General features: G+C 66.3%; 25 protein-coding genes. 5 read left to right on the plus strand and 20 right to left on the minus strand.

Annotation, left to right across the window (positions count from 1 at the left end):
- Nucleotides 1-128: 128 nt before the first annotated feature.
- From QW861_RS25660 to QW861_RS25675, 4 genes are all read right to left on the minus strand, one after another.
- The gene (locus QW861_RS25660; protein WP_315713662.1) at nt 129-794 is read right to left on the minus strand and encodes a hypothetical protein; all 666 of its coding nucleotides are present in this window, start codon (nt 792-794) and stop codon (nt 129-131) included.
- Nucleotides 795-995: 201 nt separating this feature from the next.
- Nucleotides 996-1,493, minus strand: a complete 498-nt coding sequence (gene lspA, locus QW861_RS25665; protein WP_315713617.1) for a signal peptidase II — start codon at nt 1,491-1,493, stop codon at nt 996-998.
- A gap of 192 nt (nt 1,494-1,685) precedes the next feature.
- Nucleotides 1,686-4,700 (minus strand): isoleucine--tRNA ligase, encoded by a 3,015-nt coding sequence (ileS, locus tag QW861_RS25670; RefSeq protein WP_315754471.1) that lies wholly within the window; start codon nt 4,698-4,700, stop codon nt 1,686-1,688.
- Nucleotides 4,701-5,028: 328 nt separating this feature from the next.
- On the minus strand, nt 5,029-6,009 hold the full coding sequence (locus QW861_RS25675) for a bifunctional riboflavin kinase/FAD synthetase (RefSeq protein ID WP_315754469.1): 981 nt from the start codon (nt 6,007-6,009) through the stop codon (nt 5,029-5,031).
- A gap of 267 nt (nt 6,010-6,276) precedes the next feature.
- On the opposite strand from QW861_RS25675, the gene QW861_RS25680 reads away from it, so the two are divergent.
- A complete protein-coding gene (locus tag QW861_RS25680) occupies nt 6,277-6,672 on the plus strand; it encodes a response regulator (protein WP_006613531.1) in 396 nt (131 codons plus the stop codon).
- Between the two features lie 69 nt (nt 6,673-6,741).
- On the opposite strand, the gene QW861_RS25685 is transcribed toward QW861_RS25680, so the two are convergent.
- The 10 genes from QW861_RS25685 to QW861_RS25730 all read right to left on the minus strand — a co-directional run bounded on the left by QW861_RS25685 (nt 6,742) and on the right by QW861_RS25730 (nt 16,146).
- On the minus strand, nt 6,742-7,596 hold the full coding sequence (locus tag QW861_RS25685) for a TIGR01459 family HAD-type hydrolase (RefSeq protein WP_315713614.1): 855 nt from the start codon (nt 7,594-7,596) through the stop codon (nt 6,742-6,744).
- A gap of 15 nt (nt 7,597-7,611) precedes the next feature.
- Nucleotides 7,612-9,150, minus strand: coding sequence for an EAL domain-containing protein (locus QW861_RS25690; protein WP_316193633.1), 1,539 nt, complete (start codon nt 9,148-9,150; stop codon nt 7,612-7,614).
- A 344-nt stretch (nt 9,151-9,494) separates the two neighbouring features.
- Nucleotides 9,495-10,055 carry a phage holin family protein gene (locus tag QW861_RS25695; RefSeq protein WP_315754464.1) on the minus strand — a complete coding sequence of 187 codons (561 nt, stop codon included), beginning with the start codon at nt 10,053-10,055 and terminating at the stop codon, nt 9,495-9,497.
- A gap of 455 nt (nt 10,056-10,510) precedes the next feature.
- Nucleotides 10,511-11,854 carry an aspartate aminotransferase family protein gene (locus QW861_RS25700; RefSeq protein WP_315754462.1) on the minus strand — a complete coding sequence of 448 codons (1,344 nt, stop codon included), beginning with the start codon at nt 11,852-11,854 and terminating at the stop codon, nt 10,511-10,513.
- Between the two features lie 306 nt (nt 11,855-12,160).
- On the minus strand, nt 12,161-13,126 hold the full coding sequence (prmB, locus tag QW861_RS25705; RefSeq protein WP_316193634.1) for a 50S ribosomal protein L3 N(5)-glutamine methyltransferase: 966 nt from the start codon (nt 13,124-13,126) through the stop codon (nt 12,161-12,163).
- Nucleotides 13,126-13,590, minus strand: coding sequence for a molybdenum cofactor biosynthesis protein MoaE (locus QW861_RS25710; RefSeq protein WP_315713609.1), 465 nt, complete (start codon nt 13,588-13,590; stop codon nt 13,126-13,128). The genes prmB and QW861_RS25710 overlap by 1 nt, the downstream gene beginning before the upstream one ends.
- A gap of 19 nt (nt 13,591-13,609) precedes the next feature.
- Complete coding sequence (gene moaD / locus QW861_RS25715; protein WP_315754458.1) at nt 13,610-13,861, minus strand: molybdopterin converting factor subunit 1; 252 nt, start codon at nt 13,859-13,861, stop codon at nt 13,610-13,612.
- Complete coding sequence (pgsA, locus tag QW861_RS25720; protein WP_315713607.1) at nt 13,858-14,499, minus strand: CDP-diacylglycerol--glycerol-3-phosphate 3-phosphatidyltransferase; 642 nt, start codon at nt 14,497-14,499, stop codon at nt 13,858-13,860. Before pgsA ends, moaD begins: the two co-directional genes overlap by 4 nt.
- A gap of 255 nt (nt 14,500-14,754) precedes the next feature.
- A complete protein-coding gene (locus QW861_RS25725; protein ID WP_315713606.1) occupies nt 14,755-15,090 on the minus strand; it encodes a GIY-YIG nuclease family protein in 336 nt (111 codons plus the stop codon).
- Nucleotides 15,091-15,192: 102 nt separating this feature from the next.
- On the minus strand, nt 15,193-16,146 hold the full coding sequence (locus QW861_RS25730; RefSeq protein ID WP_315713605.1) for a zinc-binding alcohol dehydrogenase family protein: 954 nt from the start codon (nt 16,144-16,146) through the stop codon (nt 15,193-15,195).
- Nucleotides 16,147-16,197: 51 nt separating this feature from the next.
- Here QW861_RS25730 and QW861_RS25735 point away from each other — a divergent pair, with 51 nt between their 5' ends.
- Complete coding sequence (locus tag QW861_RS25735; RefSeq protein WP_315713604.1) at nt 16,198-16,686, plus strand: MarR family winged helix-turn-helix transcriptional regulator; 489 nt, start codon at nt 16,198-16,200, stop codon at nt 16,684-16,686.
- 12 nt (nt 16,687-16,698) lie between these two features.
- On the opposite strand, the gene uvrC is transcribed toward QW861_RS25735, so the two are convergent.
- Complete coding sequence (gene uvrC, locus QW861_RS25740) at nt 16,699-18,762, minus strand: excinuclease ABC subunit UvrC (RefSeq protein WP_315713603.1); 2,064 nt, start codon at nt 18,760-18,762, stop codon at nt 16,699-16,701.
- A gap of 243 nt (nt 18,763-19,005) precedes the next feature.
- Between uvrC and QW861_RS25745 the strand changes: the two genes are divergently transcribed.
- Nucleotides 19,006-19,641, plus strand: coding sequence for a porin family protein (locus QW861_RS25745; protein ID WP_315713602.1), 636 nt, complete (start codon nt 19,006-19,008; stop codon nt 19,639-19,641).
- Nucleotides 19,642-19,896: 255 nt separating this feature from the next.
- Here QW861_RS25745 and QW861_RS25750 read toward each other — a convergent pair whose 3' ends face one another.
- The 4 genes from QW861_RS25750 to QW861_RS25765 all read right to left on the minus strand — a co-directional run bounded on the left by QW861_RS25750 (nt 19,897) and on the right by QW861_RS25765 (nt 22,648).
- Nucleotides 19,897-20,112 (minus strand): cold-shock protein, encoded by a 216-nt coding sequence (locus QW861_RS25750; protein ID WP_006612991.1) that lies wholly within the window; start codon nt 20,110-20,112, stop codon nt 19,897-19,899.
- 252 nt (nt 20,113-20,364) lie between these two features.
- Nucleotides 20,365-21,225, minus strand: coding sequence for a 23S rRNA (adenine(2030)-N(6))-methyltransferase RlmJ (locus QW861_RS25755; protein ID WP_315713601.1), 861 nt, complete (start codon nt 21,223-21,225; stop codon nt 20,365-20,367).
- 121 nt (nt 21,226-21,346) lie between these two features.
- On the minus strand, nt 21,347-22,051 hold the full coding sequence (locus QW861_RS25760; protein ID WP_315754447.1) for a ribonuclease T2: 705 nt from the start codon (nt 22,049-22,051) through the stop codon (nt 21,347-21,349).
- Between the two features lie 132 nt (nt 22,052-22,183).
- Nucleotides 22,184-22,648: a hypothetical protein gene (locus QW861_RS25765; protein ID WP_315713599.1), complete on the minus strand. Its 465-nt coding sequence runs from the start codon at nt 22,646-22,648 to the stop codon at nt 22,184-22,186.
- 168 nt (nt 22,649-22,816) lie between these two features.
- On the opposite strand from QW861_RS25765, the gene QW861_RS25770 reads away from it, so the two are divergent.
- Entirely contained in the window at nt 22,817-23,122 is a 306-nt protein-coding gene (locus tag QW861_RS25770; protein WP_316166178.1) for a hypothetical protein, read from the plus strand.
- Between the two features lie 83 nt (nt 23,123-23,205).
- Nucleotides 23,206-23,754, plus strand: a complete 549-nt coding sequence (locus QW861_RS25775; RefSeq protein ID WP_315754445.1) for a DUF3617 domain-containing protein — start codon at nt 23,206-23,208, stop codon at nt 23,752-23,754.
- A 46-nt stretch (nt 23,755-23,800) separates the two neighbouring features.
- On the opposite strand, the gene QW861_RS25780 is transcribed toward QW861_RS25775, so the two are convergent.
- Nucleotides 23,801-24,793 carry an NAD(P)H-quinone oxidoreductase gene (locus QW861_RS25780; RefSeq protein ID WP_316187097.1) on the minus strand — a complete coding sequence of 331 codons (993 nt, stop codon included), beginning with the start codon at nt 24,791-24,793 and terminating at the stop codon, nt 23,801-23,803.
- Nucleotides 24,794-24,811 lie beyond the last annotated feature (18 nt).

Genomic DNA, 24,811 nt, shown 5'->3' on the forward strand with positions numbered 1-24,811 from the left:
GAGCGCAGCATGCTACATCGCGCCGGACGGCGCCCGACGTCACAAAACGGCGACATCGTGCCGCCGCGAGACATTAAATTTCGCTAACGCCAGCGAAGCCGGCATCTCCGGGCGAACGGCTGCCGCCGTCACCGTTCCTTGCCGGTCATGATGTCCAGCTGCTTGCCGCCGATCGGCTCCTGCTTGCCGGTGCCATAGGCATAGCTCGGCGACGGCGTCTGATAGCCCGGCGGCGGCTGGGTCAGGCTCTCGCGCTGCGGCTCGCTGGTGAACGGCTTGGTTTCGCTGTCGCTGCCCTTGAACATGCCGAACAGGCCGCCTTTGAAGCCGAGCTGCGACGGGCTCATCATCGGGTTGTTGGCCACGCCGGGCTGAATCGGCTCAGTCGGCTTGGCGGCGGCCGTCCGCCCCATCTTCATCTCGGCCGGGGTCAGCGGACGGGCCGCATTGACCGGATCCCTGTTTTCCTTCTTGCGCGCGGCGGCCGCGGCCCGGCGTTGCTGCTCGTCGGGGTCCTTCGGCCAGTTTGGCGCGGTCGCCTGCGCCGCGGCGGCGGGCGGCGGCAGATCGAGCTTGGGCGGCACCACCAGGGGCGACCGCTCGCGGTATTCGATGGAGGGCGTCTCCATGTTGGTGCCGCCGAGACCGCGCATCAGATTGTCGATGATCTTCTCTTCGAAGGTCTTGTCGTCTTCCTCGTCGTCCTGGGCACGGGCGGCGCCGGCGGCCATGACGAGGCCAATGCCGAGCGCAACGGCGGACAGCCGCAGGACGCGAATGGCCGCGTGGGTCATGATCCGGCCGCTGACTTCGGTCTTGCGCATGGCTTTCCCTGTCCTCGCTTGTCCAGTGCTCGTGCTCCGACGAACCGGCCGCGACCCACCGATTGCGATCCTCGATTCGACGGGGGCCGTCCAGGCATCGCGCCGATCTCGAAAACGTGAAGATCATCAGGCTCTTGACCCAGGATCGGCACCGGCCGGTATCGACCCGGATCAGGGCGCTTTTGCGGCGGGGGCCCCGAAGAAGGAGTCATATAGCAGGCCCGCCACCCCGGCAACGATCGCCACGTCGGCCATGTTGAAGATGTACCAGTTGTAAACCGTGCCGCCGATCTGGATGTGGAACAACGCGAAATCGACCACCGCGCCATAGGCCAGCCGGTCGATGCCGTTGCCGATGGCGCCGCCGATGATCAGGCCGAGCGACGCCGTCGCCAGCTTGCTTTCCGCACGCGCCATCCAGATGGCGAGGGCGATCACCGCGACGGCCTTCACCGCCATCAGTCCATATTGCGCCAGCGTGCTCTCACTCTGCAGCCAGCCGAAGCTGATGCCGATGTTCCAGGCGAGGTAGAGGTCGAAGAACGGGGTGATCTTGACGGTGCCGCGGTTGGGCAGGTCGAACACGTACAGCAGCCACAGCTTGGAGGCCTGGTCGATGACCAGGGTGGCGAAGCCGGCGATGAGGCCGAGGCGGAGGCGGGGGGTCATGGGGTGAGCGCGATCATGCCAAGCAACTCGCGGCAAATACCGCTGTCGTCCCGGCGAACGCCGGGACCCATACCGCGTGATGTGTGTTGGCGGAGAAAGTCTGGGTCATCGTCCTTCGTCAACATGAACGCCGGTGGTGATGGGTCCCGGCGTTCGCCGGGACGACAGTTGTGGGTGTCGCGCGATCATGCGTCACATACCGACCCCGAGCGCCTTCCACTCGCGCAGCGCCTGCGCGTCGCGCGGGGAAACGTCCGGGTACTCAGGGTCGTCGCCGACGCTCTCCAGGATCTTCCAGGAGCGGGCGCATTTCTTGCCCACGGCCTTCTCGACGACGACCGCCACGCCCGGCACCGCATCGAGCCGGAACGCATCGGCCGGGGCGTCACCTTCGCGGACCTCGTAGTTCGAGGTGATGCAGACCTCGGCGAGATCGGTGTCGAACAAGGTGCCGAGCAGCGCGCGGTCGGCGACGTAGATGACCGGCGAGGCTTCGAGCGAGGAGCCGATGGTCTTGGCGGCGCGGGCGAGCTCCAACGCGCCGGTGACGACGCGCCTGACGTTACGGATCGTCTCCCACTTCGCGGCAAGCGCATCGTCGCGGTATTGGTCCATCGCCTCCGGGAACAGCGTCAGATGCACCGACGGCTCTGCGTCGGGCCTGTACATCCGCCAGGCCTCGTCGGTGGTGAAGGACAGCACCGGCGCCAGCCATTTCAGGACGGCATCGCAGATCAGGTCGATCGCGGTCAGCGCCGCCTTGCGCGCCACCGACGACGGCGGGTCGCAATACAGCGTGTCCTTGCGGATGTCGAAATAGAACGCCGACAGCTCCGTGTTCATGAACGCAGCCAGGCTCGCGATCACGGTCTTGTAGTCGAACGCGGCGTAGGCGCGGCTGATGACCTCGGCCTGCTGCGAGAGCTGATGCAGCATCAAGCGCTCCAGCTCCGGCATGTCGGCAAACGCCACGGCGTCGCTGCGCTTGTAGTGATGCAGGGTGCCGAGCATCCAGCGGATGCTGTTGCGCAGCTTGCGGTAGGTCTCGATGGTGTTCTTGAGGATCTCCGGGCCGATGCGCTGGTCGTCGGCATAGTCGGTGGCGCAGACCCAGAGGCGCAGGATGTCGGCGCCGGACTCCTTGATCACCTTCTGCGGCTCGACGGTGTTGCCGAGCGACTTTGACATCTTGCGGCCGTTCTCGTCGAGCGTGAAGCCGTGCGTCAGCACGACGTCGTAAGGCGCGCGGCCGCGGGTGCCGCAGCTCTCCAGCAGCGACGAGTGGAACCAGCCGCGGTGCTGGTCACTGCCTTCGAGATACATCACCGTGTCCTGGCCGCCATCGACCTTGCGCCTGATGCCGGCGAGGCCGGGGAAGTGCACGGGGTCTTCGAGCACGAAGGCGTGGGTCGAGCCGGAATCGAACCAGACGTCGCAGATGTCGTCGACCTTGTTCCAGTCCTCGTTGGCGCGGGACCCGAGGAAGCGCTCGCGTGCGCCGTCGGCGTACCAGGCGTCGGCGCCTTCCTTGGCGAAGGCCTCAGTGATGCGGGTGTTGACGGTCTCGTCCTGCAGGATCTCGGCGGAGCCGTCGCCGGTCTCGCGCACGAACACGGCGATCGGCACGCCCCAGGCGCGCTGGCGCGAGATCACCCAATCCGGACGGTTGGCGATCATGCCGGTGATGCGGTTCTGGCCGGCGGCCGGCACCCATTGCGTGACCGAGATCGCGCGCAGCGCGCGGGCACGCAGCGTATCCCCGGACTTCGCCTGACCTTGGTCCGCGATGTCCTTGTCCATCGCGATGAACCATTGCGGCGTGTTGCGAAAGATCACCGGCTTCTTGGAGCGCCAGGAATGCGGGTACTGGTGCTTGAGCCGGCCGCGCGCGAGCAGCATGCCGGCATCCGTCAGCGCCTTGATGACGGCCTCGTTGGCGTCGCCCTTCTCGCCCTTGTCGTTGATGACGCGTTTTCCTGTGAAGCCCGGCGCGTGGTCGGTCAGCGCGCCGTTCTCGTCGACGGTGTAGGGGATGGTGGTTGCGATGCCCCGGCCGTCGAGCTCGCGGGCATGCGCCATCCAGACGTCGAAGTCCTCGCGGCCGTGGCCGGGCGCGGTGTGCACGAAGCCGGTGCCGGTGTCGTCGGTGACGTGGTCGCCGGGCAGCAGCGGGACGACGAAATTATAGCCGCCGGCGAGACCTTTCAGCGGATGGGCGCATTCGACGGCGTCGAGCGTGTCGCCGGGGATGTCGCGCAGCTTGGTGTAGCTCGTGACGCGCGCCTGCTTGAACACGCTGTCGGCCAGCGCGTCGGCCATGATCAGCTTGTCACCGGTCTTGGCCCAATTGTCTGCCGGCGCGTCCGCGACCTCATAGAGGCCGTAGGCGATCTTCGGCGAGAACGAGATGGCGCGGTTGCCGGGCAGGGTCCAGGGCGTGGTGGTCCAGATCACCACCGAGGCGCCCGCGAGCGCGCCATGCGCCGGCGACGTCACCGGAAACTTCACCCACACCGTGTCGGACTGATAGTCCTCGTACTCGACCTCGGCCTCGGCGAGCGCGGTCTTCTCGACCACGCTCCACATCACCGGCTTGGAGCCGCGATACAGCGTGCCGTTGGCGGCGAACTTCATCAGCTCGCGGGCGATCTGCGCCTCGGCCGGATAGGTCATGGTGGCGTAAGGATGATCCCAGTCGCCGATCACGCCGAGCCGCTTGAACTCCTCGCGCTGCACGTTGAGCCAGTGGTCGGCATAGGCGCGGCATTCCTTGCGGAACGCGACCATGGCGGCGGAGTCGCGGAAGTCGGGCTTGGTCTTGCCCTTCTTGCGGTAGTTCTCCTCCTCGATCTTCCATTCGATCGGCAGGCCGTGGCAATCCCAGCCGGGCACGTAGTTGGAATCGTGGCCGAGCATCTGCTGGCTCTTGGTCACGACGTCCTTGAGGATCTTGTTCAGCGCGTGCCCGATGTGGATGTTGCCGTTGGCATAGGGCGGGCCGTCGTGCAGGACGAATTTCGGCCTGTTCTTGGCGGTGTCGCGCAGCTTGCCGTAGAGGTCGATGTCGCTCCAATATTTCAGGATCTCCGGCTCGCGCTGCGGCAGGCCGGCGCGCATCGGGAATTCCGTCTGCGGCAGATAGAGGGTCTTGGAATAGTCCTTGGCGTCGGATTTTTGGGCGTCGGGCTTTTGCGGCTTTTCGGACATCGTGATCTGGCTGGCTGAGAGATGAGGCGCTGAGACGCGATTTCGATCGCGGGCGGCGGAACGAGCAGAGACATCCCGGTCTTGCGCCGAGCTCAAAGCTCAGGCGGAAGCCGGGCCGCTAATGCCGATGATGCGCCGTATCAACATGGGGCCTCCTCATAGCAGCCGGACTGCGGAATCGCAAAGCGATCCTGCGGCAGCAGCGCTGCGGGATCGTCGTTCAGCGTCATTCCGGGGCGATGCGCCAGCATCGAACCCGGAATCTCGAGATTCCGGGTTCAGCCCTGGCGGGCTGCCCCGGAATGACGTCACCGATGGAGCAGGAGGATCAGCCGATCTCGCCGAGCCGGGGGAAAAGGCCGGGATGGGCCGCCAGCAAAGCGCGGGCCCTGGCGCTGTCGTCGTCCATCTGCCGGATCAGGGCCTCGATCGAGCCGAATTTGGCCTCCTCGCGGATGAAGCCGATGAAGGCGACGTCCAGGACCTCGCCATAGAGGCTGTCCTTGAAGTCGAACAGGAAGGTCTCGAGCAGCGGCGCGCCGTTGTCGAAGGTCGGCCGGCGGCCGAAATTGGCGACGCCGTCGATCAGCACCCGCTCAGCGCCGCGGCCGCGGCCGACCCGGACGGCATAGATGCCGTGGCGCAGCCCGCAATCGCGATCGAGCCGCATGTTGGCGGTGGGGTAGCCGAGATCGCGGCCGCGCTTCTCGCCGTGGATGACCTCGGAGCTCACGAACCAGGGGCCGCCGAGCATCGCGGTCGCCTCGCTGACCTGGCCCTCCGCCAGCGCTTCGCGGATCGCGGTGGAGGACACCGGCCGCTCGTCGATGTCGACATGGGCCTGGATGTCGACCTCGATGCCGAGCTTGGGGGCCTCGTTGGCGAGCAGGCTGGGCGAGCCGACGCGGCCCTTGCCGAAATGAAAGTCGTAGCCGACCGCGATTCCGGCGATCCCGAGCCGCCCGATCAGGTCATGGTGAATGAAATCCTGCGCCGAGGTCTGGGCGCGGGCCTTGTCGAAGGCCATGACCACGGCGCCGGCAAGGCCGGTTCCGGCCAGGAGTCGCAGCTTGGCGGTCTCGTCGGTCAGGCGGAACTGCGGGGTGTTGGGGCTGAAGAAGCGCCGCGGATGCGGCTCGAAGGTCAGCGCCAGCGCTGGGCGCCCCTTGGCCTTGCCCATCTCGATCGCCGCCTCGATCACGGCCCGGTGACCGAGATGGACGCCGTCGAAATTGCCCATCGCCACCACCGCGCCCTTGAGGATGTCCGACGGCGGGGTGGAATCGCGGATGATCTTGAAATCGGGCATGTGACGGAAATATCTCGCGGATTTCGGTGGGCTACCGGCGGACGGTGGTTGCCGTGACGGTGGGCGGCCGGCCCCGCGAAGTCAAGCCGAAGGGGTTCCTCCGCTCATGCAGCGCAGCAATAGCGACATGCAGCCGCAGCGCAGTTAACGCGCTGTTTAACGGCTGATGCTACTGCTGAAAGCGGATGGCGGGGTCGGTTACGACCCGTGCCGCATGAGCTTTTTTGTAACAGTCTGCGCGTTGTGTTCGCGTCTGGGGGAGTCAAGATGGCGGTTGATTTGACGATGCCGGTGCTCGTCGTCGACGATTACAGCACCATGATCCGTATCATCAGGAATCTTCTCAAGCAGATCGGTTTCGAGGACATCGACGATGCCAGCGACGGCTCGATGGCCCTCAACAAGATGCGCGCCAAGAAATACGGCCTCGTGATCTCCGACTGGAACATGGAGCCGATGACCGGCTACGACCTGCTCCGCGAGGTCCGCGCCGATCCGAACCTGGCGACCACGCCGTTCATCATGATCACGGCGGAATCCAAGACCGAGAACGTGATCGCGGCCAAGAAGGCCGGCGTGAACAACTACATCGTCAAGCCGTTCAATGCCGCGACCTTGAAGACCAAGATCGACGCGGTGTTCCCGGACATGGCGACGGCCTGACGCCCGCCTGATCCACTCCAACGAAAGACGCCCGGCACTCGGCCGGGCGTTTTGCGTTTCAGGATCCGTTCACCACTTCAATTCGCGCATCAGGGCGCGCGGCGGATGGCCGAACAGCTCCTTGATAGAGGCCGGGTCGAGCTGCTCGACGCCGGCGAACTCCTCGGAATGGATGCCGCGGGTCACGAACAGGCAGTCGATGCCGAAGCCGTGCGCGCCGGCGAGATCGGTTCGGACGGAATCGCCGATCGCCAGCACCTCCTCGCGCGCGACCGGCCGGCCGGCGTGCTGCTCGGCCAGCATCATGGCCCGCTCGTAGATTGGCCGGTGCGGCTTACCGTAGAAGATCACCTCGCCGCCGAGTTCGCGGTAGAGCTCGGCGATGGCGCCGGCGCAGTAGATCAGCCGGTCGCCGCGCTCGACCACGATGTCCGGATTGGCGCAGATCAGCGGCAGCTTGCGCTCGCGGGCGCGCAGCAGCATCGGCCGGTAGTCCTCGGCGGTCTCGGTCTCGTCGTCGTAGAGGCCGGTGCAGATGATGTAGGACGCTTCTTCGAGCGGCGACAGCGCCAGGTCGAGACCGCGATGAATGGAATTGTCGCGCTCGGGGCCGAGCCAGAACACCTTGCCGCCGGGATGATCGGCCACGTAGTGGCGGGTCAGGTCGCCGGAGGAGACGATGGCGCTGTAGACCTCGTCGGCGACGCCGAGCTTGCGCAACTGGCGCTGGACCGAATCGGCCGGCCGGGGTGCGTTGGTGATCAGGATCACCGTACCGCCCTGGCGGCGAAAGTGGTGCAGCGCGTCGCAGGCGTCGGGAAAGGACTCGAGCCCGTTATGGACCACGCCCCAGATGTCGCTCAGCAGCACCTGCTTGCGGCCGACCAGATCGCGCAGCCGCTCTTCGAAGCGGAGAACGGTCATGGCAGCCGGCTGATCTCAGAGGGTCCCGGCGGCACGGCGGGCGAGGGCGGCATTGCCGCTGCGCGTCGGAGCATTGGTGTGTGACGCGTCGAGAGAGGTGGTGCCGGCGGCATTGGGGTCCTGAATCTTGATGTCCTGCCCGCCCGATGGGCCGGCGGCGGCCTCGCCGGTAGCAGATGCGCCCTCGGGTCGCAATGGGCGGGGCGGCGCGAACAGGAAGCCCTGGCCGAAGCGGACGTCGTAGTCGAGCAGGTCGACGACGCTGTTCTCACCTTCGATCCGCTCGGCGATCAGGTCGATGCCGAAGCGGCCCAGCAGATCGGAGAGATCGGTCGGGTGAATGTCGGAGGCCGAGCTCTGCTTCGGGTCGAGCAGCAGCGCGGCCGGGACCTTGATGAAGCGGACTCCGCGATCGGCGAGCTCGCGCGGCTCGAACCGGAGGTCGGTGACATGGTCGATCGAGAAGCGGTAGCCGCGCTGTGCCAGGGCCGCGAGATGCTCGGTCCCGGTCGGACCGAGGCTGCGCAAGGTCGACTGCTTGAATTCGAGCACGAAGGACGGCGCCAGGGCGCGATTCGCTTCGAGGAAATCGAGGCATTGCGAAAAGTTTGCAGGGCTGCTGAGCGTCGCCGAGGAGATGTTGCAGAAGATGCCGACGTCCTTGTTGCGAACCATCAGGCGGCGCAGCACCTGGACGCAGCGAAGCAGAACCATGTGGTCGATGCGCCCGACCAGGCCGGCGGCTTCCGCGATGCCGATGAAGTCCTCGGCCGCGACCACCTGGTCGCGCTCGTCGCGAAGCCTGGTCACCGCCTCGTAGAAGCGCACCTTGCGCTGTGGCAGCGTCACCAGCGGCTGCAGATAGATGTCGAGGCGGTTGTCCTCGATCGCGCCTTTGACGGCGGCGAGGATCTGCGGCTGGCTGCGCGGCACGGCCGTGACCGCCGGGGCCTGCGGTTTGGGCGGCAGGGGGGCGGCAGCCGGTGCCGCGCTGAACGTGCCGGAGGTCTCGGCCACCTTCTGCTCGACGCCGCGCGACGGCAGCGCGTTCATCTCGAGCGCGCCGCTGGAGGAAGCGGTCGCCGGGAGCGGGCGATCGGCGTCGCGAACCGTGCCGGCCCCAGCTCCCGGCGGTGTTGCCGGCGGGATGGCCGCGATCAGGTCCTCGTGCTGGGCCACGGTGACGGCGAGCTGCTTCATCAGTCCGCCGAGCTCGTTGATCTCGCCGATGACCCCTTGCAGGCGATCGGCGCTGACCGAGCTCGACGACACGATGCGTCCCTCCACCGCCGACAGGCGGCGGCCGAACTCGGCGACCTGACGCGCGAGGTCGGCGGTGCCGCGCGACAGATCGGCGATCTGGCTGCCGATGTCGGTGCGGTCGCTCAGTCGCATCGACACGGCATTGTAGAGAATCAGGAACGTCAGTGCGGCGAGCGCGACGATCGCGGATTCCGAGCCACTGATACCGGCCACCGAATACAGGATCAGGCCGAGCGAGGCCGCGACCAGAACCATACAAATGGCAACGAAAATCGTGGAGATACGGATCATGCTTGGCGACGCTCCCAACCGAACGCAACCTTAGCACTTCTGTTGATTCGCGAGGATAGTGGGCGGGATTCAAATACCGGGAGACGCCGATGATTTCTCGTCTGCGTGTCATTTACGCAAGTTCACGTGGGAAAGCGGAGTGTCATCGTAGTGTCGCGGGTCCGTAGAACGCCGGAGTACGCGCCGTGCGGATTCCAGACATCTTTAGACATGCTCGCGATGCCCTTCGGCTGATCGCGCATGTAGGCGCTCCAGGAGCGGTGGTGATCCCGACGCTGATCAGCTCAACTGAGCGGTTATGCTTCGATGTCCGTCGAACCGCGCCTGCCGCTGTCCGGGCAGGCTCACGTGCTGCGGTGACGCCGGCGCAGGGCGGCCACGCCGAGCAGCAGTGCCGCAACGGCGACACCGACGGGTACGTTGATCCGTCCGAGTGCGCCCGCAACTCCGCTCGCGTGATTCGTGGAGGTCGGTGACGGTGCCAAGGGGATGGTGTCGGGATCGATCTCGTCCGCGTCGGGTTCCCGGGCCACGGGCGCTGCGATCGCCACGCGCAGCCGGCTGGAGAGCGACGGATAGTGCGGCGAAGGGCTGCGGAGCTTCACTGCCGCGACGATCGCGCAGATCGCCGCCAGCGCGATCAGGATGCCGCCGACAACCGCGAACGCGGTGAACAGGCCGTAGGTCATTTCCACCCAGCGGAACAGCGCGGTCAATCCGACGATGCAGGCGGCGATCAGGAAGATGCCCGCGGTGGCGAACAGCCCGGCGGCGACGGCGTAGGACGTCACCGTTCCGGTGGCCTGCCGGGCGCGATCCCGAATGTAGGATTGGGTGGCGCGCTTGACGCGGTTGAGCCTCTGTTCGAGCCCCAATCGCAGCAGCTCTCCTGGCGGTGCAAGCATGCGCGTCCTCCGACAATCCGCTCGCCGCGCGCAAACCGCCGGCTCGCGACATGAACGTGGAGGATTTGCGAAGGTTCCCGGCAATCAGGCGTGCCGTTCTGCGGCAATCCTTGCAGGGCAAGCTATTTGCGATCGGGGATGCTCTCCCGCACGCCGGGTAGGAGCGGACTTCATAAGGTGATGGCGGCGCATGACCGATGCGGAGCCAGAGCGAGACCGTATGAATAGCTATGCCAACCAACGTTATTCCGGGGCAAGGCCGCAGGCCTTGAACCCGGAATCCCGATATTGTCTCGCGTCCCTTCCCAACAAGTACGAGATTCCGGGTTCAATCGCCAACGCGGGGCCGCGTTGACGATTGCCCCGGAATGACCGCTGCTGGGAAGCAGTCCAGATAAGGAAATGGCGGCCACCGGGGCCGCCATTGTTGTTGGCTGACGATGTCCGCGCGCGGCTTACGCCACGGCCTTGATGACCTTGCCGACCTTCTCGATGATTTCGCCGACCTGATCCTCGCTGACGATCAGCGGCGGGGTCAGCGCCAGCGTGTCACCGGCGATGCGCAGCATCAGGTCGTTGTTGTGGAAGGCGGTCTCCATCGCGGAGTAGCCGCGCTTGCCAGCCGCGTCGGGCAGCGGCGCGAGGTCGATGCCGGCGGTGAGACCAACCGTGCGGATGTCCAGCACGTTGGGCAGGCCCTTGAGCGACATCACGGCGTCGGCGAATTTCGGCTCGATCGCGCGGGCGTGCTCGAACAGCTTGTCGTCGCGATAGATGTCGAGCGTGGCGAGGCCGGCCGCGCAGGCGATCGGATGCGCCGAATAGGTGTAGCCGTGGGTGAACTCCACCATGTGCTCGGGGCCGCTCATGAAGGCGTCGTGGATGGTGTCGCGCACCAGCACGCCGCCCATCGGTGCCGCGCCATTGGTGACGCCCTTGGCGAAGGTGAGAAGGTCAGGCGTCACGCCGTAGCGCTCGGCGGCGAAGGCGTAGCCGAGGCGGCCGAAGCCGGTGATGACCTCGTCGAAGATCAGCAGGATGCCGTGCTTCTGGGTGATCTCGCGCAGCCGCTTGAGATAGCCCTTCGGCGCCGGGATCACGCCGGTCGAGCCGGCCATCGGCTCGACGATTACGGCGGCGATGGTGTTGGCGCCGTGCAGGTTGACGAGGTTCTCGAGCTCGTCGGCGAAGTGCGCGCCATACTCCGGCTCGCCCTTGGTGAAGGCCTGCTTCTCGCGGTCATAGGTCGCCGGGATGTGGTCGACGCCGGTCAGCAAGGTGCCGAACAGCTTGCGGTTGTTGACGATGCCGCCGACCGAGGTACCGCCGAAGCCGACGCCGTGATAGCCGCGGACGCGGCCGATCAGGCGGGTGCGGCTGCCCTGGCCGTTGATCTGGTGATAGGCGAGCGCCATCTTCAGCGCGGTGTCGGCTGCCTCCGAGCCGGAGTTGCAGAAGAACACGTGGTCGAGGCCGGCGGGCGCGAGATCAGCGATGCGGTTGGCCAGCTCGAACGCCTGGGGAATGCCGAACTGGAACGGCGGTGCGTAGTCGAGCGCCGCGGCCTGCTGGCCGATCGCCTCGGCGATCTGGCTGCGGCCGTGACCGGCGTTGCAGCACCACATGCCGGCGGCGGCGTCGATGATCTTGCGGCCATCGACGGTGATGTAGTGCATGTCCTTGGCACCGGCGAGCAGGCGCGGGTTCTTCTTGAAGGCGCGGTTCGCGGTGAACGGCATCCAATGCGCGGCAAGATCATTCGGAACGGTGACGGCGGGGCGGGGGCTCTTGTCCAGCATGGGGACCTCTCGGACGGTTGTGCGACGGCGGCAGCATGATCCGGAAAGGTGGCGAACCGGTGCCAGAAAAGCTTGCCGAAACGGATCGTGCTTGATGGGCCTGAATGCGTGCGCCGACGTTGTCAGCCGCTGATCCGGGCCGCCGCCAAGCTATCAGCTTCGCGGACGGACGGAAATGTCAAAGGTCCAGCGTTCCCGCTGCCCTGGTGAGCGGATTCTGCACGGCAGCAGCAGATTGTGCCGCATATTGGAAGTCGCTGCGTCATTTCGCGCCAACCGGGCCGGTGTGCCTCGGGCAGCCGCGTCTCAGACGAGATCGCGCGCGGTGATCCAGAACACCTCGCCCTCGGAGTCCTCGGTGTCGAGCCAGAGCAGCGGCAGGTCGGGATAGGCCGCCTCGATCTGCGGACGGTCGCGCCCGACCTCGCACAACAACCCTCCCTCCGCAGTCAGATGGTCGCGCGCCTGGCTGAGGATGCGATGGATGATGTCGAGCCCGTCGGTGCCGCCGTCGAAGGCCAGCGCCGGCTCGGCGCGGCATTCCCGAGGCAGGCCGGCCATTCCCTCGGCGTCGACATAGGGCGGGTTGGTGATGATCAGATCGTAGCGGCGCTGGCTGAGCGGTGCGAACAGGTCACCGCGGTGCAGCGAGATGCGCTCGCCGAGGTCGTAGTCGGCGACGTTCTTCGCCGCAACGGCGAGCGCATCCTTGGAGATGTCGACGGCGTCGATCACCGCATTGGGGAAGTGGCGGCTGGCCAGGATCGCCAGGCACCCAGAGCCGGTGCAGAGGTCCAGCACGCTGTCCACGGCCAGCGGATCGTCGATCAGCGAGGTGCCGTCGGCTTCGGCGCCACCGAAATGCGTCTCCAGCAGCTCGCCGATGAACGAGCGCGGCACGATGACGCGCTCGTCGACGTAGAACGGCAGGCCGCGCATGTAGACCTTGTTGACCAGATAGGCCGCCGGCTTCCTCGTGGTGATTCGCGCCGTGATCAGGTCGAGGATCATCTTGCCTTCGGCCGCGGTGACCCGGGCCGTGACGAAGCTCTCGAATTGATCGGGGCGCAGATGCAGCGCCTCGCCGATCAGGAAGGCGGCCTCCGACACCGGATCGGTGGTGCCGTGCGCAAACACCAGATCGGCGTTCTGGAAGCAGCTCACCGCGTAGCGCAGGTAGTCGAGCAGGCTCGCCAGCTCGCCCGCATTGACCTTCGGCAGCCTCAGTGCCGCCGCCTTGCGCGGCGCTGCCGTCTTGACCTTCTTCGCCATCACGACTTCCAGCGCGCCGCGGCGGCATCGTCGTGGCTCTTGGCCTCGACCCAGCTGCCGCCGTTCTCGGTTTCCTCGCGCTTCCAGAACGGCGCGTTGGTCTTGAGATAATCCATCAGGAACTCAGCCGCCTCGAACGCCGCCTGACGGTGGCTGGATGCGGTCACCACCAGCACGATGTTCTCGCCGGGCCGTATCCGGCCGAAGCGGTGAATCACGGTCATGCCCTGCAGCGGCCAGCGCGCCATCGCCTGCTCGGCATGGCGCATGATCTCGGCTTCCGCCATCCCTGGATAGTGCTCGAGCGTCAGTGCGCTGATCGGCGTGTCATGGTCGTTGCCGCGGCACAGGCCGGAGAAGCTGACGACGGCGCCGATGTCGGTGCGGCCATGGCTGAGGGCCGCGATCTCGGCCGCGGTGTCGAAATCCTCTTGCTGCACCCGGACGGTGACGATCGCGGTCATGGACAGATATTCCGTTACGTCAGCCGCCGGTCATCGGCGGGAAGAACGCGATCTCGCGGGCGCCGGCGATGGCCGCATCCGGCTGCACATGGGTCTGGTCGATCGCGGTGCGGATCACCTTCGGCCTCTCGAACGCATAGGCGTAGCCCTCGCCGCGCGTGGTGAGCCAGGCGATCAGCTCGCTGACCGTGCGCACGTCCGCCGGGGGCTCGATCGTCTCCTCGGCCTTGCCGACGCGCTCGCGCACCCAGGCGAAATACTTCACCTTCATCGCGAGTCCGCCTCGATGAGATGGTGAATGCCGGCGCGGAAATAGTCGTAGCCGGTGTAGATGGTGAAGACCGCCGACAAGCCGAGCAGCCAAATTCCGATCCCGCTCACGATCGGGCCAACGGCCGTCGAGATCTGGGCGACCGCCGTATCGCCGGCCTCGCCCGCGAGCAGGAAGCCGATTGCCACCAGTTGCATCGTGGTCTTCCATTTGGCGACCTTGGTCACCGGCACCGAGACGCGCAGCGCGGCGAGATATTCGCGCAGGCCCGACACCAGGATCTCGCGGCACAGGATCACGATGGCCGCCCACAGCGACCAGTTCTGGATGGTGCTGTCGGCGGCCAGCATCAGCAGGCAGGAGGCGACGAGAAGCTTGTCGGCGATCGGATCGAGCATACGGCCGAATGCCGATTGCTGGTTCCAGATCCGCGCGAAATGACCGTCGAGATAGTCGGTGATCCCAGCTGCAATGAACACTGCGACGGCGACCCAGCGGAGCCACAAAGGATACATCCAGACCGACTGCGCGTAGATGCAACCGACCACGACCGGTATCGCGGCGATGCGCGTATAGGTCAGGATGTTCGGCAGGGACGTCGACGTCTTGCTGGGCACGCGTGTGGTCGCAATATTCATCCGGTGTACCAATACTGCCGCGGTTCGGACGTCAACCTCCGAGCCGAGCCGCTTCGGCAGGATGACGCAGATATGACGCGAATCGCAACGAAGTCTTGCGGAGATAGGAACTCTTGCGCATGCGGCAACGCGACCCGCAACGCTTCATTAAGCAACCGGACGCGGTCGCGCCAGTGCGCAGATCGGCGGGCGCGACGCGCGGCTGGGACCTTATTGCGGTGCAGTGACGGCCGCGCGAAGGCTTGAGCGAAAGCCTCAGATCGCCTCCGCGCCATGCACCGCGCACCAATGCGCCTGGCGTTCCGCGAACACGCGGTCGCGGACATAGCCCAGCGTCTCCTCGTCCAGGGTCTCGATGACGTCCAGGCTGAACGCCTCCGCGCCGTGGGCGGTCCAGGCCGCCTGCAGGCCGCCGCGGCGATGGCCGCCCTGGCGCAGGGTGAACCAGAGGCGGTTCTGGATCTTGTCGAGGTCCGGCGCGCAGCCGATCCAGCGCTCGCCGGTGGCGGCGCAGGTCACGGCGAAGATGCCGGCAGGTGTCTTGCGTTCCTTATAGGCGGCGACGGCCGCCTTGCGCTGGTCGGGGGTCATGGTGGGGCTCCACTTTAACCCGGGTAATTAGCGTATATTTTTATCCGGGTAAATTGTTTTTGCCGACAGCCTGCCAACTCGTCGTTTTTTTGGTCCCGGCTTTCACATGGTGAGCACGACGCGGCGGGTGGCATCATCCCTGGCCCAATTGCGTTCGATCGCGTTCAGCGGGATCGGATCGGCCGCGATCTCGAGCCGGGCAGGGATGGCCGCCTGCAACAACTCACCGGTGAGCGCGATCAGACGCTCGAGCGGAATGCTGCCGATGCCGCTGCCCATCAATTCGATGGCTGATGCGCGCAGCACCGCGCTCGGCAGGGTGATGTCGCCGCTGCTGATGGAGCCGATCTGGACGAATCGGATCGGCCTCGCCTCCGCGCCCGCCTTGGCCGCTGCCATCAGCAGCCGCTCGGCGCTGGCGCCCCAGAGATAGTCGAGCACGACGTCGACACCCCCGGCGAAATGGGGCTTGAAACGTTCCTCCAGCGCGTCGCCATCGCCGACCAGGGGAATGACCGCGTCGGCGCCGAGCGCGGTCAGGGATTGCAGCGTCGCGGCGTTGCGCCCGGTCGCGATCACCTTGGCCGCACCGAGATGCTTGGCGATCTGAACCGCGAGCCGACCGGACGTTCCAGTGGCGCCATTGATCAGCACGGTGTCGCCGGCGCGGAGGTGTGCGCGCTCGCGCAGCGCCGCCCAGGACGACAGGCCAGGATTGGCGATTGCCGCCGCGGTGACGTCATCGAGATCATCGGGCAAGGCGAGGCATCGCGCCTTCGGCACCACCGTCTTTTCGGCCATGCCGCCATGGGGGGCCCTGGGAAGCACGAAGTAGACCCGGCTGCCGTCCTCACAGCGGCCGACGCCATCGATCCCAGCCACAAAGGGAAACGCGCCGGTTGAGCTGTAGTGCGTGCCGGAGGCGCGGGCCTTGGTGATCTGGCTGATCGCTGCGGCGGTCACGGTGATCAGATGCTCGTCAGGAGCAGCGATCGGGTTGGCGAAATCGGCGTAGACCGGCGGCTGCCCGGCTTTCTGGACAATAGCGGCTTTCATGGTGGAGCTCCGGATTATATGTGTATAATGCACATATATCCGGAGGGGCTGATGTCGCCAAGGAATAATGTGCAAAATACACATATAAGTGAGCAGCTCCGCGTCCTGCACGGGGCGCTGCTCGACATTGTGGCCGTGATGAACCGGCCGCAGCGCGACGAGGCGCTGATCAGGGAAGCCGGCATCGCGCTCGACCGCGCGCTGTTTCCGCTGCTGGTCGGAATCGAGCGATTTGGCCCGATCGGTGTGGTCGAGATGGCGGATCGGGTCGGGCGCGACTACACCACCGTCAGCCGCCAGGTCGCCAAGCTCGAGAGCCTCGGGTTGGTGGCACGCCAGGCCAGCGCCGCGGACCGGCGGGTGCGCGAGGCGGTGATCACGCCGAAGGGCAAGGCCATGACCGACCTCGTCGACGCTGCGCGCGAGCGGATCGGCCGCGCCATCTTCGAAAGCTGGGAGATCCGCGATGTGGATGAGCTGGTGCGGCTGATGCGGAAGTTCGCCGATGCGGTGAAGCAGGAGCCGCCGGCTGCGGCTTGAGCCGCGATCGGCTCAGCTCGCGTTGCTGTGAAAATACTCGAAAATCTTCCGCGCGCTTTCGGCGCTCACGCCCGGCACCTTGCCGAGATCGGCGATCGAGGCGCGCTCGATCTCTTTCAAGGTGCCGAAATGGTGCAGCAGCGCGCGCTTGCGCGACGGGCCGATGCCGGGGATCTCCTGCAGGCCGGCCTCGCGGATGTCCTTCTTGCGCAGCTTGCGGTGCGAGCCGATGACGAAGCGATGTGCCTCGTCGCGCAGCCGCTGGATGAAATACAGCACGGGGTCGCGCGGCTCGAGCTTGATCGCCTCCCGCTCCGGGATGAACAGCGTCTCGCGGCCGGCGTCGCGATCAGGGCCCTTGGCGACCGACATCAGCGCGACATTGGTGACGCCGAGCTCGGTGAAGATCTCGCGGACGGCATTGAGCTGGCCGCGGCCGCCGTCGATGATGACGAGGTCCGGCCATTGCGGCACGTCGTCCTCCTTGGCCGCGCGGGCGACATCCTTCTCCGACGGTGACACCAGCCGCTTGAAGCGGCGCTGCAGCACCTCCTTCATCATCGCGTAGTCGTCGCCGGGCGTCAACCCTTCCGACTTGATGTTGAACTTGCGGTACTGGTTCTTCATGAAGCCGTCGGGGCCGGCGACGATCATCGCGCCGACCGCGTTGGTGCCCTGGATGTGGCTGTTGTCGTAGACCTCGATGCGCTTCGGGACCTGCGGCAGACCGAGCGTCGTCGTCATCGCCTCCAAGAGCCGGCTCTGCGTTGCGGTGTCCGCGAGCTTGCGGCCCAGCGCCTCGCGCGCATTGGTCAGCGCATGGATGACGAGGTCCTTCTTCTCGCCGCGCTTCGGGCAGGACACCTCGACCTTGTGGCCGGCCTTGACGCACAGCGCCTCGGCGAGCAGCTCGGCTTCCTCGATCTCGTGCGACAGCAGGATCAGCTTCGGCGGCGGCTTGTCGTCGTAGAACTGCGTGATGAACGCCGACAGCACCTCCTCCGGCAGATAGCTCTTCTCCGCGCGCGGGAAGTAGGCGCGGTTGCCCCAGTTCTGCCCGGTGCGGAAGAAGAACACCTCGACGCAGGAATAGCCGCCCTCCTGGTGGATGGCGAACACGTCGGCTTCCTCGACCGTGCGCGGATTGATGCCCTGCTGCGAGGAGATCGCCGACAGCGCCGCGAGGCGGTCGCGATAGACGGCGGCAGTCTCGAATTCGAGCTCGCCCGACGCCTTCTCCATTTCGGCCGCCAGCAGCGCCTTCACCGCCTGGCTGCGTCCGGACAGGAAGTCGGTCGCCTCGCGCACCAGCTCGGTGTAGCCGGGGAAGTCGATCTCCTGGGTGCAGGGCCCGGCGCAGCGGCGGATCTGGTGCAGCAGGCAGGGGCGGGTGCGGCTCTCGAAGAACGAGTCGGTGCAGGAGCGGATCAGGAAGGCGCGCTGCAGCGCCGTGATGGTGCGGTTGACGGCACCGGCCGAGGCGAACGGACCGAAATAGCGCCCCGGCCTGGACTGCGCGCCGCGGTGCTTGAGGATCTGCGGCGCCCAATGGTCGCCGGTGATGAGAATATAGGGAAACGACTTGTCGTCGCGCAGCTGCACGTTGAAGCGCGGCTTGAGCTGCTTGATGAGGTTCGCCTCCAGCAGCAGCGCCTCGGTCTCCGTGGTGGTGGAGACGATCTCGACCGTCACGGTGGCTGCGATCATGCGCAGGATGCGCGCCGGCAGCGGCGCGTTGGCACGCGCATAGGACGACAGGCGCTTTTTGACGTTCTTGGCCTTGCCGACATAGAGCACGTCGTGCGCCGCGTTGAGCATGCGGTAGACGCCCGGCGAGGTCGGCGCCAGCCGCACCGCGTTCTCGATCGCCGCGTGGCCGATCGCGAGCGGACCTTCGCCGACCGCCTCCAGGCTCTCCTCGGCCAGCTCCGGCAGCCGGCCGTCATCGTCCTCGTCCGCAGCCGATGCGGCGGGATCGAGGTCGGGCGTGTCGATGGTCTCGGGCGGCAGGTCGGCCGCGCCACGCCGGCTCGGGGGCGCCGGCGCCTTGGGTGGATCGGAGCTGTGGGTGGTCATGTCCGCAAACTAAGCGCTGCCGCGCCGTCTCGCCAGCTTGCGATGGCGCCATGCACAGGGCAGGGCGGTAACGCTTCGTTAAGCACGTTAATGGCCGGGTAACCCGGCTTAACAACGGCTTAACCTAAAACTCTCGATAAATGCTCACGAAAGAAGCGAGAGTTCCGTAACCACGCCGGCCCGCGCACCACAGTCGCGCGGCGCAGGCTCCGGCGGGTGACGGCGAGTGGCGTGGAGTGAGCGATGAACAGGTTCTTGGTCGGTGCTGCCGCCGCGGCGGGCTTGGGCGCGGCGGCTCTCGGATCGGTCTCGGCGCAGGCGGCGGATCTCGGCTACGGGCGCGGCGCGCCCTATACCGTGAACCAGCCCCTCAACGCCTACAGCTGGGCCGGGCCCTATCTCGGCGGCACGCTGGGCTATGAATGGGGCACCGTCGGCAACAACCCGACCAAGCCGTCCGGTCTCACCGGCGGCCTGACCGCGGGTTACAATTGGCAGAACGGCCCGTGGGTGTTCGGCGCCGAGGGCGACATCAACCTGACCGGCGCCAATGACACCTTCGCCCCGTGGAAGTTCTCGAACCCGTGGTTCGGCACATTGCGCGGCCGCGCCGGCTACGCCTTCAACAACATCCTGTTCTACGGCACCGGCGGCCTCGCCTTTGGCGGCCTGCGCGCCGAGACCTTCGGTCTTTCGGAATCGCACACCACGGTGGGCTGGACGCTCGGTGCCGGCACCGAGTTCGGCCTGGCACAGAACTGGACCGCCAAGATCGAGTATCTCTACGTCGATCTCGACAGCAGCAATTTCGTGATCACGGGGGCGAAGAACGACTATCGGTTTGGAATTGTGCGCGCAGGCATCAACTTCCACTTCTGATGGCAACGAGGGAATAGGAAGAAGAAACGTCCAACGACAACCTCCCGGCCGCTCGCGTGGCCGGGATTTTTTTGTCGGAGCGCTCTGTGCAATCTGGAGACGTGCATCATTGCGCGCGGCCTGCACGTACGAGCCGGCAATGCTGTGCACGCGAGCAGGCGCTGCCGACAGCTTCCAAACCAGCGAAGAGGTGGCGTCGAGGCGCGCCCGGCTGCAATCATGCCGGCGCGTGAACCACCGCCAGGCGGGCTCGCCCTAAGACGACAGCACCAGGTTGACCGCTTTCGGGCCCTTGCCCTTCTTGTCCGGCTCGACCTCGAAGCTGATCCGCTGTCCTTCGGTCAGGTCCTTCAGGCCCGCGCGCTCCACCGCCGTGATGTGCACGAACACGTCGCGTCCACCGTCGTCCGGCTTGATGAAGCCGTAGCCGCGTTCGCCGTTGAAGAACTTGACCGTCCCAGTCATGGCCATCGGGAAACTCCTCCCCCGCAATGCTTCCTCCACTGCGCGCCCTGCGCAGCGTCCGACCGGACATCACTTTGATCGGAAAGCGTTGGCCACCTTAACGCCCAGCGCTCGCCGCGCCGGATCGCCGGATCTTGTTAGGCCTTGATCACCCCGCCGCAACCATTCGCGGAAGCGGAACGTAAAGCCAGTCTTACAATCGGACACAATAATACGGTTCCGCGCCGATTGACTACGGCTTTTCGACCAGTCGCCGTTTCAAGCTTTGGGGAATTCGAGTCGGAAGCGCGCCGCGCCGCCCTGGCCGAGGGGCTTCTGCAGTTCCTGCAGGATGAGCTTCAGCTCGTCATGTAATGTCCAGGGCGGGTTGACGATCAGCAGCCCGGTCGAGGTGAGCGCCTCGCCTTCGATCTGCGGCGCAACACTGAACTCGATCCGCAGAACCTTGCCCGGCGGCTTGGCCGCGGCTGCGAGCGCCGCGACACGATCGCTCAGCTCTTCCGTCGCACGCCGGCTCTTGGCGGGATACCACAGCACGTAGATACCGGTGGTCCACTTCGCGAAGGCCGCGGCGAAGCGATCGGCGAGCCGCTCGAACTCATCCTTCGCCTCGAACGCCGGATCGATCAGCACCACGCCCCGGCGCTCGTTCGGCGGCACGAAGGCGGGCAGGGCGACCCAGCCGTCGAGATCGACGACACGGGCCTGGGTGTCGCGGCGCAACTGATCGATCAACTGCTTGCGGGGGATCGGCGCGAGCTCGCACAGGGTCATGCGGTCCTGCGGCCGCAGCAGCGCGCGCGCGATCAGCGGCGAGCCGGGATAGGCGACCAGTTCGGCCTTGGGATTGAACGATCGGACGATATCCAGATAGGGCTGGACCAGCGCATAGGCCTGATCCGACAGCCGCGCCTGCAGCACGCGGGCGATGCCGGTGAGGTACTCGCCGCTGCGCGTCGCCTCGTCGCCGGTGAGGTCATACAGGCCGGCGCCGGCATGGGTGTCGATCACCCGGAACGCGGCGGGCTTCTCCTGGAGGTAGACCAGGATGCGCGTCAGCACGATGTGCTTGATGACGTCGGCGAAGCCGCCGGCGTGGAAGGCATGTCGGTAGTTCATGCCATCCGGTTACGCCGTTCCGCGTCAAAAGGGTACCCCGTCGATGCGCCGGACGCCCTCCGGAGAGCCGCGGATGAGCGCCGCCGCAGGCCGACGCGCTGCGTCGCCCGATTCGCAGCCGCTAGCCGCCGCGGACCGGCGGCATGTTGACCTCGTCGCGCCGGCAGGCCTGCCGGTCGATCTCGTCGCAGTTGCGAAACTCCAGATCCTTCGACAGACAGATCCGGACCTCGCTCAGCCTGGTGCGGTTACAGGTGACGGCAATGCCCGATGTCGTGAGCTTGGGGTTGGCCTTGATGAAGGCCTCCTCGATCGCCGCCGGCGCCACCGTCTTGGCCTCCGCGAGATCGAGGAATTCCGGGGGGATCTTGATGGCGGCGCGGGCCTTGCGGATGGCTTCGAAATAGGCCTTCGCCGACACGCCGGCGCAGGTGCCGTGCTTGTCCCACTCGTTGTAGATCAGGCCCGGCGCCGGCATCAGGTCGAGCATCGAGGTCATGATGTTGCGGGGCAGGCGCGGCGCCGGCTGCTCGCAATATTCGGGGTAGCCGTTCTCGTATTGCGGCCACAGCCCGTGCACGACGAACGAGTACGGTCGGCCGCTGCATTGCTGGGACCGGCTGCCGCGACCGCCGCGCTCCTCGGCTTCGGCGCAGTACGAGGGCGACCACGACAACGAGAGAACGTAGAAGTCGAACGCGCCCGGCGCATTCTGGCGGCGGTCCTGCGCCTCGGCGGCGCCAGCCGTGAGCACACCGAGCAAGAGGGCAAAGCAGGCGATCGTTCTGGACAACAGGACGGCAGGTCGGCACAGGCAATCGAACATGGCGTACTCCCCGGACAATGCCATGAGCCTACCAGCGTGCGGGAACATTTCAAGAACAAAAATGGCTGCCCCGAGGCAGCCATTCGTCAGCCGGCCGCCCGCGCGAGCGGCCGATACGCCGGGAAAGGCGAATCAGGGCTTGGCGGCGCGGCAGGCCGGATTGAAGGCCCAGTTGCGATCGAGGCCGACGACGCAGAACTCGACGCCCTGGTCATAGCCGGCGAAGCCGCCATCCTCGATGATCGAGAAGTTGACGGTGCGCGCCTTGCCGTCGCTGATCATCACGCTGCCGGTGCAGAAGCGACGCGGAATGTTGTCGGACTGCCAGGGCCGGAAGGCGATCTCATGGACATTGGCGACGCCGGTGATCGTCAGCGAGGAATTCCAGAAGGTGCTCTCCTTGTCCTGGAATCGCGAGACGATGGTCGGAATGGCCGCCTCGCAAGGCGCGACCCGGCCTTCATATTTCGGACCGGACAACCAGAAGTTCATCTCGAGCGGGTTGGCGGCCTGAGCCGGGGCGGTGGCGACGATGGCGGCAAGCAGCGCGCCACAGGCGGCGCCGAACATCTTGAAAGGTGAACTGAAGTCGCGCATGGGCCGTCCGCAAGGCTGATCCGGGAGCGTGGACCGTGCCGCGGCGGCCACAGGAGGTCAAGTGCAACGCGGCAACACTCCACGATTAGTCCTGTTAACGCGAGGCCGGTGTTCTTTTCTTGACCGGACAGGACCTTTAGAATGGCGGGCCAGATCGAGGAGAATGCAATGCGGACGCTGATGGCCGGATTCGTGAAGACTGCAGGCCTCGTGGCCACTGGGATGGTGCTGGTTGCGGCATCCGCCCAGGCCGACGTGGTGCCGCCCTTCAAGGGCAACGACACCGGCGGCATCATCGCCTTCCAGCTGGCCCAGACCACGGATGCGCGCCAGCTCGCGGTCGATCATTGCGCCTCCTACGGCAAGGTCGCGAAGTTCCGCGCCGTCGATGCGCGCTACGGTGGCTACGTTTCGTTCGCCTGCCGCTGGGTGCCCTATGGCTCGGCGCAGCGGCCGCTGCGGACGCTGTACTGACCTTCCATCAACTGCCGTTCTCCCAATTGCCATTTTTCTGCGGCATTCGCTCCGGCATCGATCAACGAGCCGGAACGGGGCATATGACCTGCACACGCATCGCAATTGGGCTGTTGGCCTGCTGCCTCCTGGGCGTGACCGCGAGCCATGAGGCACGGGCCGTCGACCTACCGGTGCGCAAGGCCGGCCTGTGGGAGCTGAAGATGATCAGATCCGGCGGTCAGCTGCCGGAGGCGACGATGCAGCACTGCACCGACGCGGCCACCGACAAGGAGATGAACAACTTCGCCTCGCCGATGGCGCAGCAGGTCTGCTCCAAGCAGGACATCCAGAAGACCGCGACCGGCTACGTCTCCGATTCGGTCTGCAATTTCGGCGGCATCAATACGACGTCGCATGCCGACATCACCGGCGACTTCAACTCGGCCTATACGGTGAAGACGATGTCGCGCGTCACGGGCGGCGCCGCCGGCACCGGGGTGAAGGACACCGCGATGACGATCGAGGCCAGATGGCTCGGCGCCTGCAAGCCCGACCAGAAGCCCGGGGACATCGTGATGCCCGGCGGCATGAAGATGAACGTCAAGGACATGGCCAAGCTGAAGGCCCTGATCCCGGGCGTGAAGCAGTAGGCGGGCGCTCGTTGCGCGTGGCGGGCGCAGCGACGTGGATCGTCGCTCATTCGCGGACGTTGAGCATGATCTTCCCGATGTGCCGGCCCGTCTCCATGCGTTCGTGCGCATCGGCTGCCTCGGACAGGCGATAGGTGCTGTCGATGTGCGGCCGAATGGCCGTTCCGAGCAGGGACGAGATGCGCTGCCGCAGCTCGCTTGCGAGGCGGCGTTTGATATCGAGTGACGTCGACCGCAGGAATGCGCCGGTGATGCTGGCCCGGCGCGCCATCAGGCTGCGCAGCGGCACCGCCAGCTCCTTGCCATGTCCGGCCGAGAGCAGGGCGATCCGTCCGCCCATCGCGAGCGCCGCAAGGTCCTGCGCAATGTGAGCGCCGGCGGAGGTGTCGAGGATGCAGTCGACCCCGCGCTTCCCCGTCGCCGCGCGGATCTGCTCGGCGAGATCGGGATCGGCATAGTCGAACACGGCGCTGCAGCCGAGCCCGAGTGCCAGGGCGCGCTTCTCTGCGGTGCCGGCGGTGGCCATGACGGGATGACCCAGCGCGCGCAGGAGCTGGATCGCGATCGTGCCGACGCCGCTGCTTCCGCCATGAATCAGGGCGGTCTCGCCGGGCATCATGCGCATCAGCTCGAAGAAATTGAACCAGGTCGTGAACAGCGCTTCGGGTAGGCCGGCGCCTTGGATCAAGTCGAGGCCGCTCGGCAAGTCCAGTGCAAGATGCTGATCGGTGGCGACGTATTGCGCGTATGAACCGCCGTCGGTCAGTGCGATCACCGCTCTACCCAGCCGTTCCGGGGAAACGTTGGCGCCGCAGGCCACGATGCGCCCCGAGGCTTCCAATCCCGGTATGGGATTGGGCTCCCGCGACGGCCCGGCAGCGCGCTGGTTGCAGTCATGACGGTTGATGCCGGCGGCTGCGACCTCGATCAGCACATCGTCTGGTCCGAGGCGCGGGACCGGCCAGTCCTGTCGCTCCGACAGGACCTCCGGGCCGCCCGCGGCGGTGATGATGACGGCGCGCTGATCGTCCGGAATCATGCTTGGTCGCTCATGTGC

It is taken from the genome of Bradyrhizobium sp. SZCCHNRI1029 (assembly GCF_032487555.1).
In the GTDB taxonomy this organism is placed as follows: domain Bacteria; phylum Pseudomonadota; class Alphaproteobacteria; order Rhizobiales; family Xanthobacteraceae; genus Bradyrhizobium.

Coding starts and splice junctions, on each gene's coding strand:
- uvrC (WP_315713603.1), bottom strand. CDS start 18,762: ATGACCACCCACAGCTCCGATCCACCCAAGGCGCCGGCGCCCCCGAGC.
- QW861_RS25755 (WP_315713601.1), bottom strand. CDS start 21,225: ATGAACTACCGACATGCCTTCCACGCCGGCGGCTTCGCCGACGTCATC.
- QW861_RS25660 (WP_315713662.1), bottom strand. CDS start 794: ATGACCCACGCGGCCATTCGCGTCCTGCGGCTGTCCGCCGTTGCGCTC.
- QW861_RS25730 (WP_315713605.1), bottom strand. CDS start 16,146: ATGAAAGCCGCTATTGTCCAGAAAGCCGGGCAGCCGCCGGTCTACGCC.
- QW861_RS25695 (WP_315754464.1), bottom strand. CDS start 10,055: ATGCTTGCACCGCCAGGAGAGCTGCTGCGATTGGGGCTCGAACAGAGG.
- QW861_RS25685 (WP_315713614.1), bottom strand. CDS start 7,596: ATGACCGTTCTCCGCTTCGAAGAGCGGCTGCGCGATCTGGTCGGCCGC.
- QW861_RS25735 (WP_315713604.1), top strand. CDS start 16,198: ATGTCGCCAAGGAATAATGTGCAAAATACACATATAAGTGAGCAGCTC.
- ileS (WP_315754471.1), bottom strand. CDS start 4,700: ATGTCCGAAAAGCCGCAAAAGCCCGACGCCCAAAAATCCGACGCCAAG.
- QW861_RS25770 (WP_316166178.1), top strand. CDS start 22,817: ATGCGGACGCTGATGGCCGGATTCGTGAAGACTGCAGGCCTCGTGGCC.
- QW861_RS25760 (WP_315754447.1), bottom strand. CDS start 22,051: ATGTTCGATTGCCTGTGCCGACCTGCCGTCCTGTTGTCCAGAACGATC.
- QW861_RS25680 (WP_006613531.1), top strand. CDS start 6,277: ATGGCGGTTGATTTGACGATGCCGGTGCTCGTCGTCGACGATTACAGC.
- QW861_RS25745 (WP_315713602.1), top strand. CDS start 19,006: ATGAACAGGTTCTTGGTCGGTGCTGCCGCCGCGGCGGGCTTGGGCGCG.
- QW861_RS25675 (WP_315754469.1), bottom strand. CDS start 6,009: ATGCCCGATTTCAAGATCATCCGCGATTCCACCCCGCCGTCGGACATC.
- prmB (WP_316193634.1), bottom strand. CDS start 13,126: ATGGCGAAGAAGGTCAAGACGGCAGCGCCGCGCAAGGCGGCGGCACTG.
- QW861_RS25725 (WP_315713606.1), bottom strand. CDS start 15,090: ATGACCCCCGACCAGCGCAAGGCGGCCGTCGCCGCCTATAAGGAACGC.
- lspA (WP_315713617.1), bottom strand. CDS start 1,493: ATGACCCCCCGCCTCCGCCTCGGCCTCATCGCCGGCTTCGCCACCCTG.
- moaD (WP_315754458.1), bottom strand. CDS start 13,861: ATGAAGGTGAAGTATTTCGCCTGGGTGCGCGAGCGCGTCGGCAAGGCC.
- QW861_RS25700 (WP_315754462.1), bottom strand. CDS start 11,854: ATGCTGGACAAGAGCCCCCGCCCCGCCGTCACCGTTCCGAATGATCTT.
- QW861_RS25765 (WP_315713599.1), bottom strand. CDS start 22,648: ATGCGCGACTTCAGTTCACCTTTCAAGATGTTCGGCGCCGCCTGTGGC.
- QW861_RS25690 (WP_316193633.1), bottom strand. CDS start 9,150: ATGATCCGTATCTCCACGATTTTCGTTGCCATTTGTATGGTTCTGGTC.
- QW861_RS25750 (WP_006612991.1), bottom strand. CDS start 20,112: ATGGCCATGACTGGGACGGTCAAGTTCTTCAACGGCGAACGCGGCTAC.
- pgsA (WP_315713607.1), bottom strand. CDS start 14,499: ATGAATATTGCGACCACACGCGTGCCCAGCAAGACGTCGACGTCCCTG.
- QW861_RS25710 (WP_315713609.1), bottom strand. CDS start 13,590: ATGACCGCGATCGTCACCGTCCGGGTGCAGCAAGAGGATTTCGACACC.
- QW861_RS25780 (WP_316187097.1), bottom strand. CDS start 24,793: ATGATTCCGGACGATCAGCGCGCCGTCATCATCACCGCCGCGGGCGGC.
- QW861_RS25775 (WP_315754445.1), top strand. CDS start 23,206: ATGACCTGCACACGCATCGCAATTGGGCTGTTGGCCTGCTGCCTCCTG.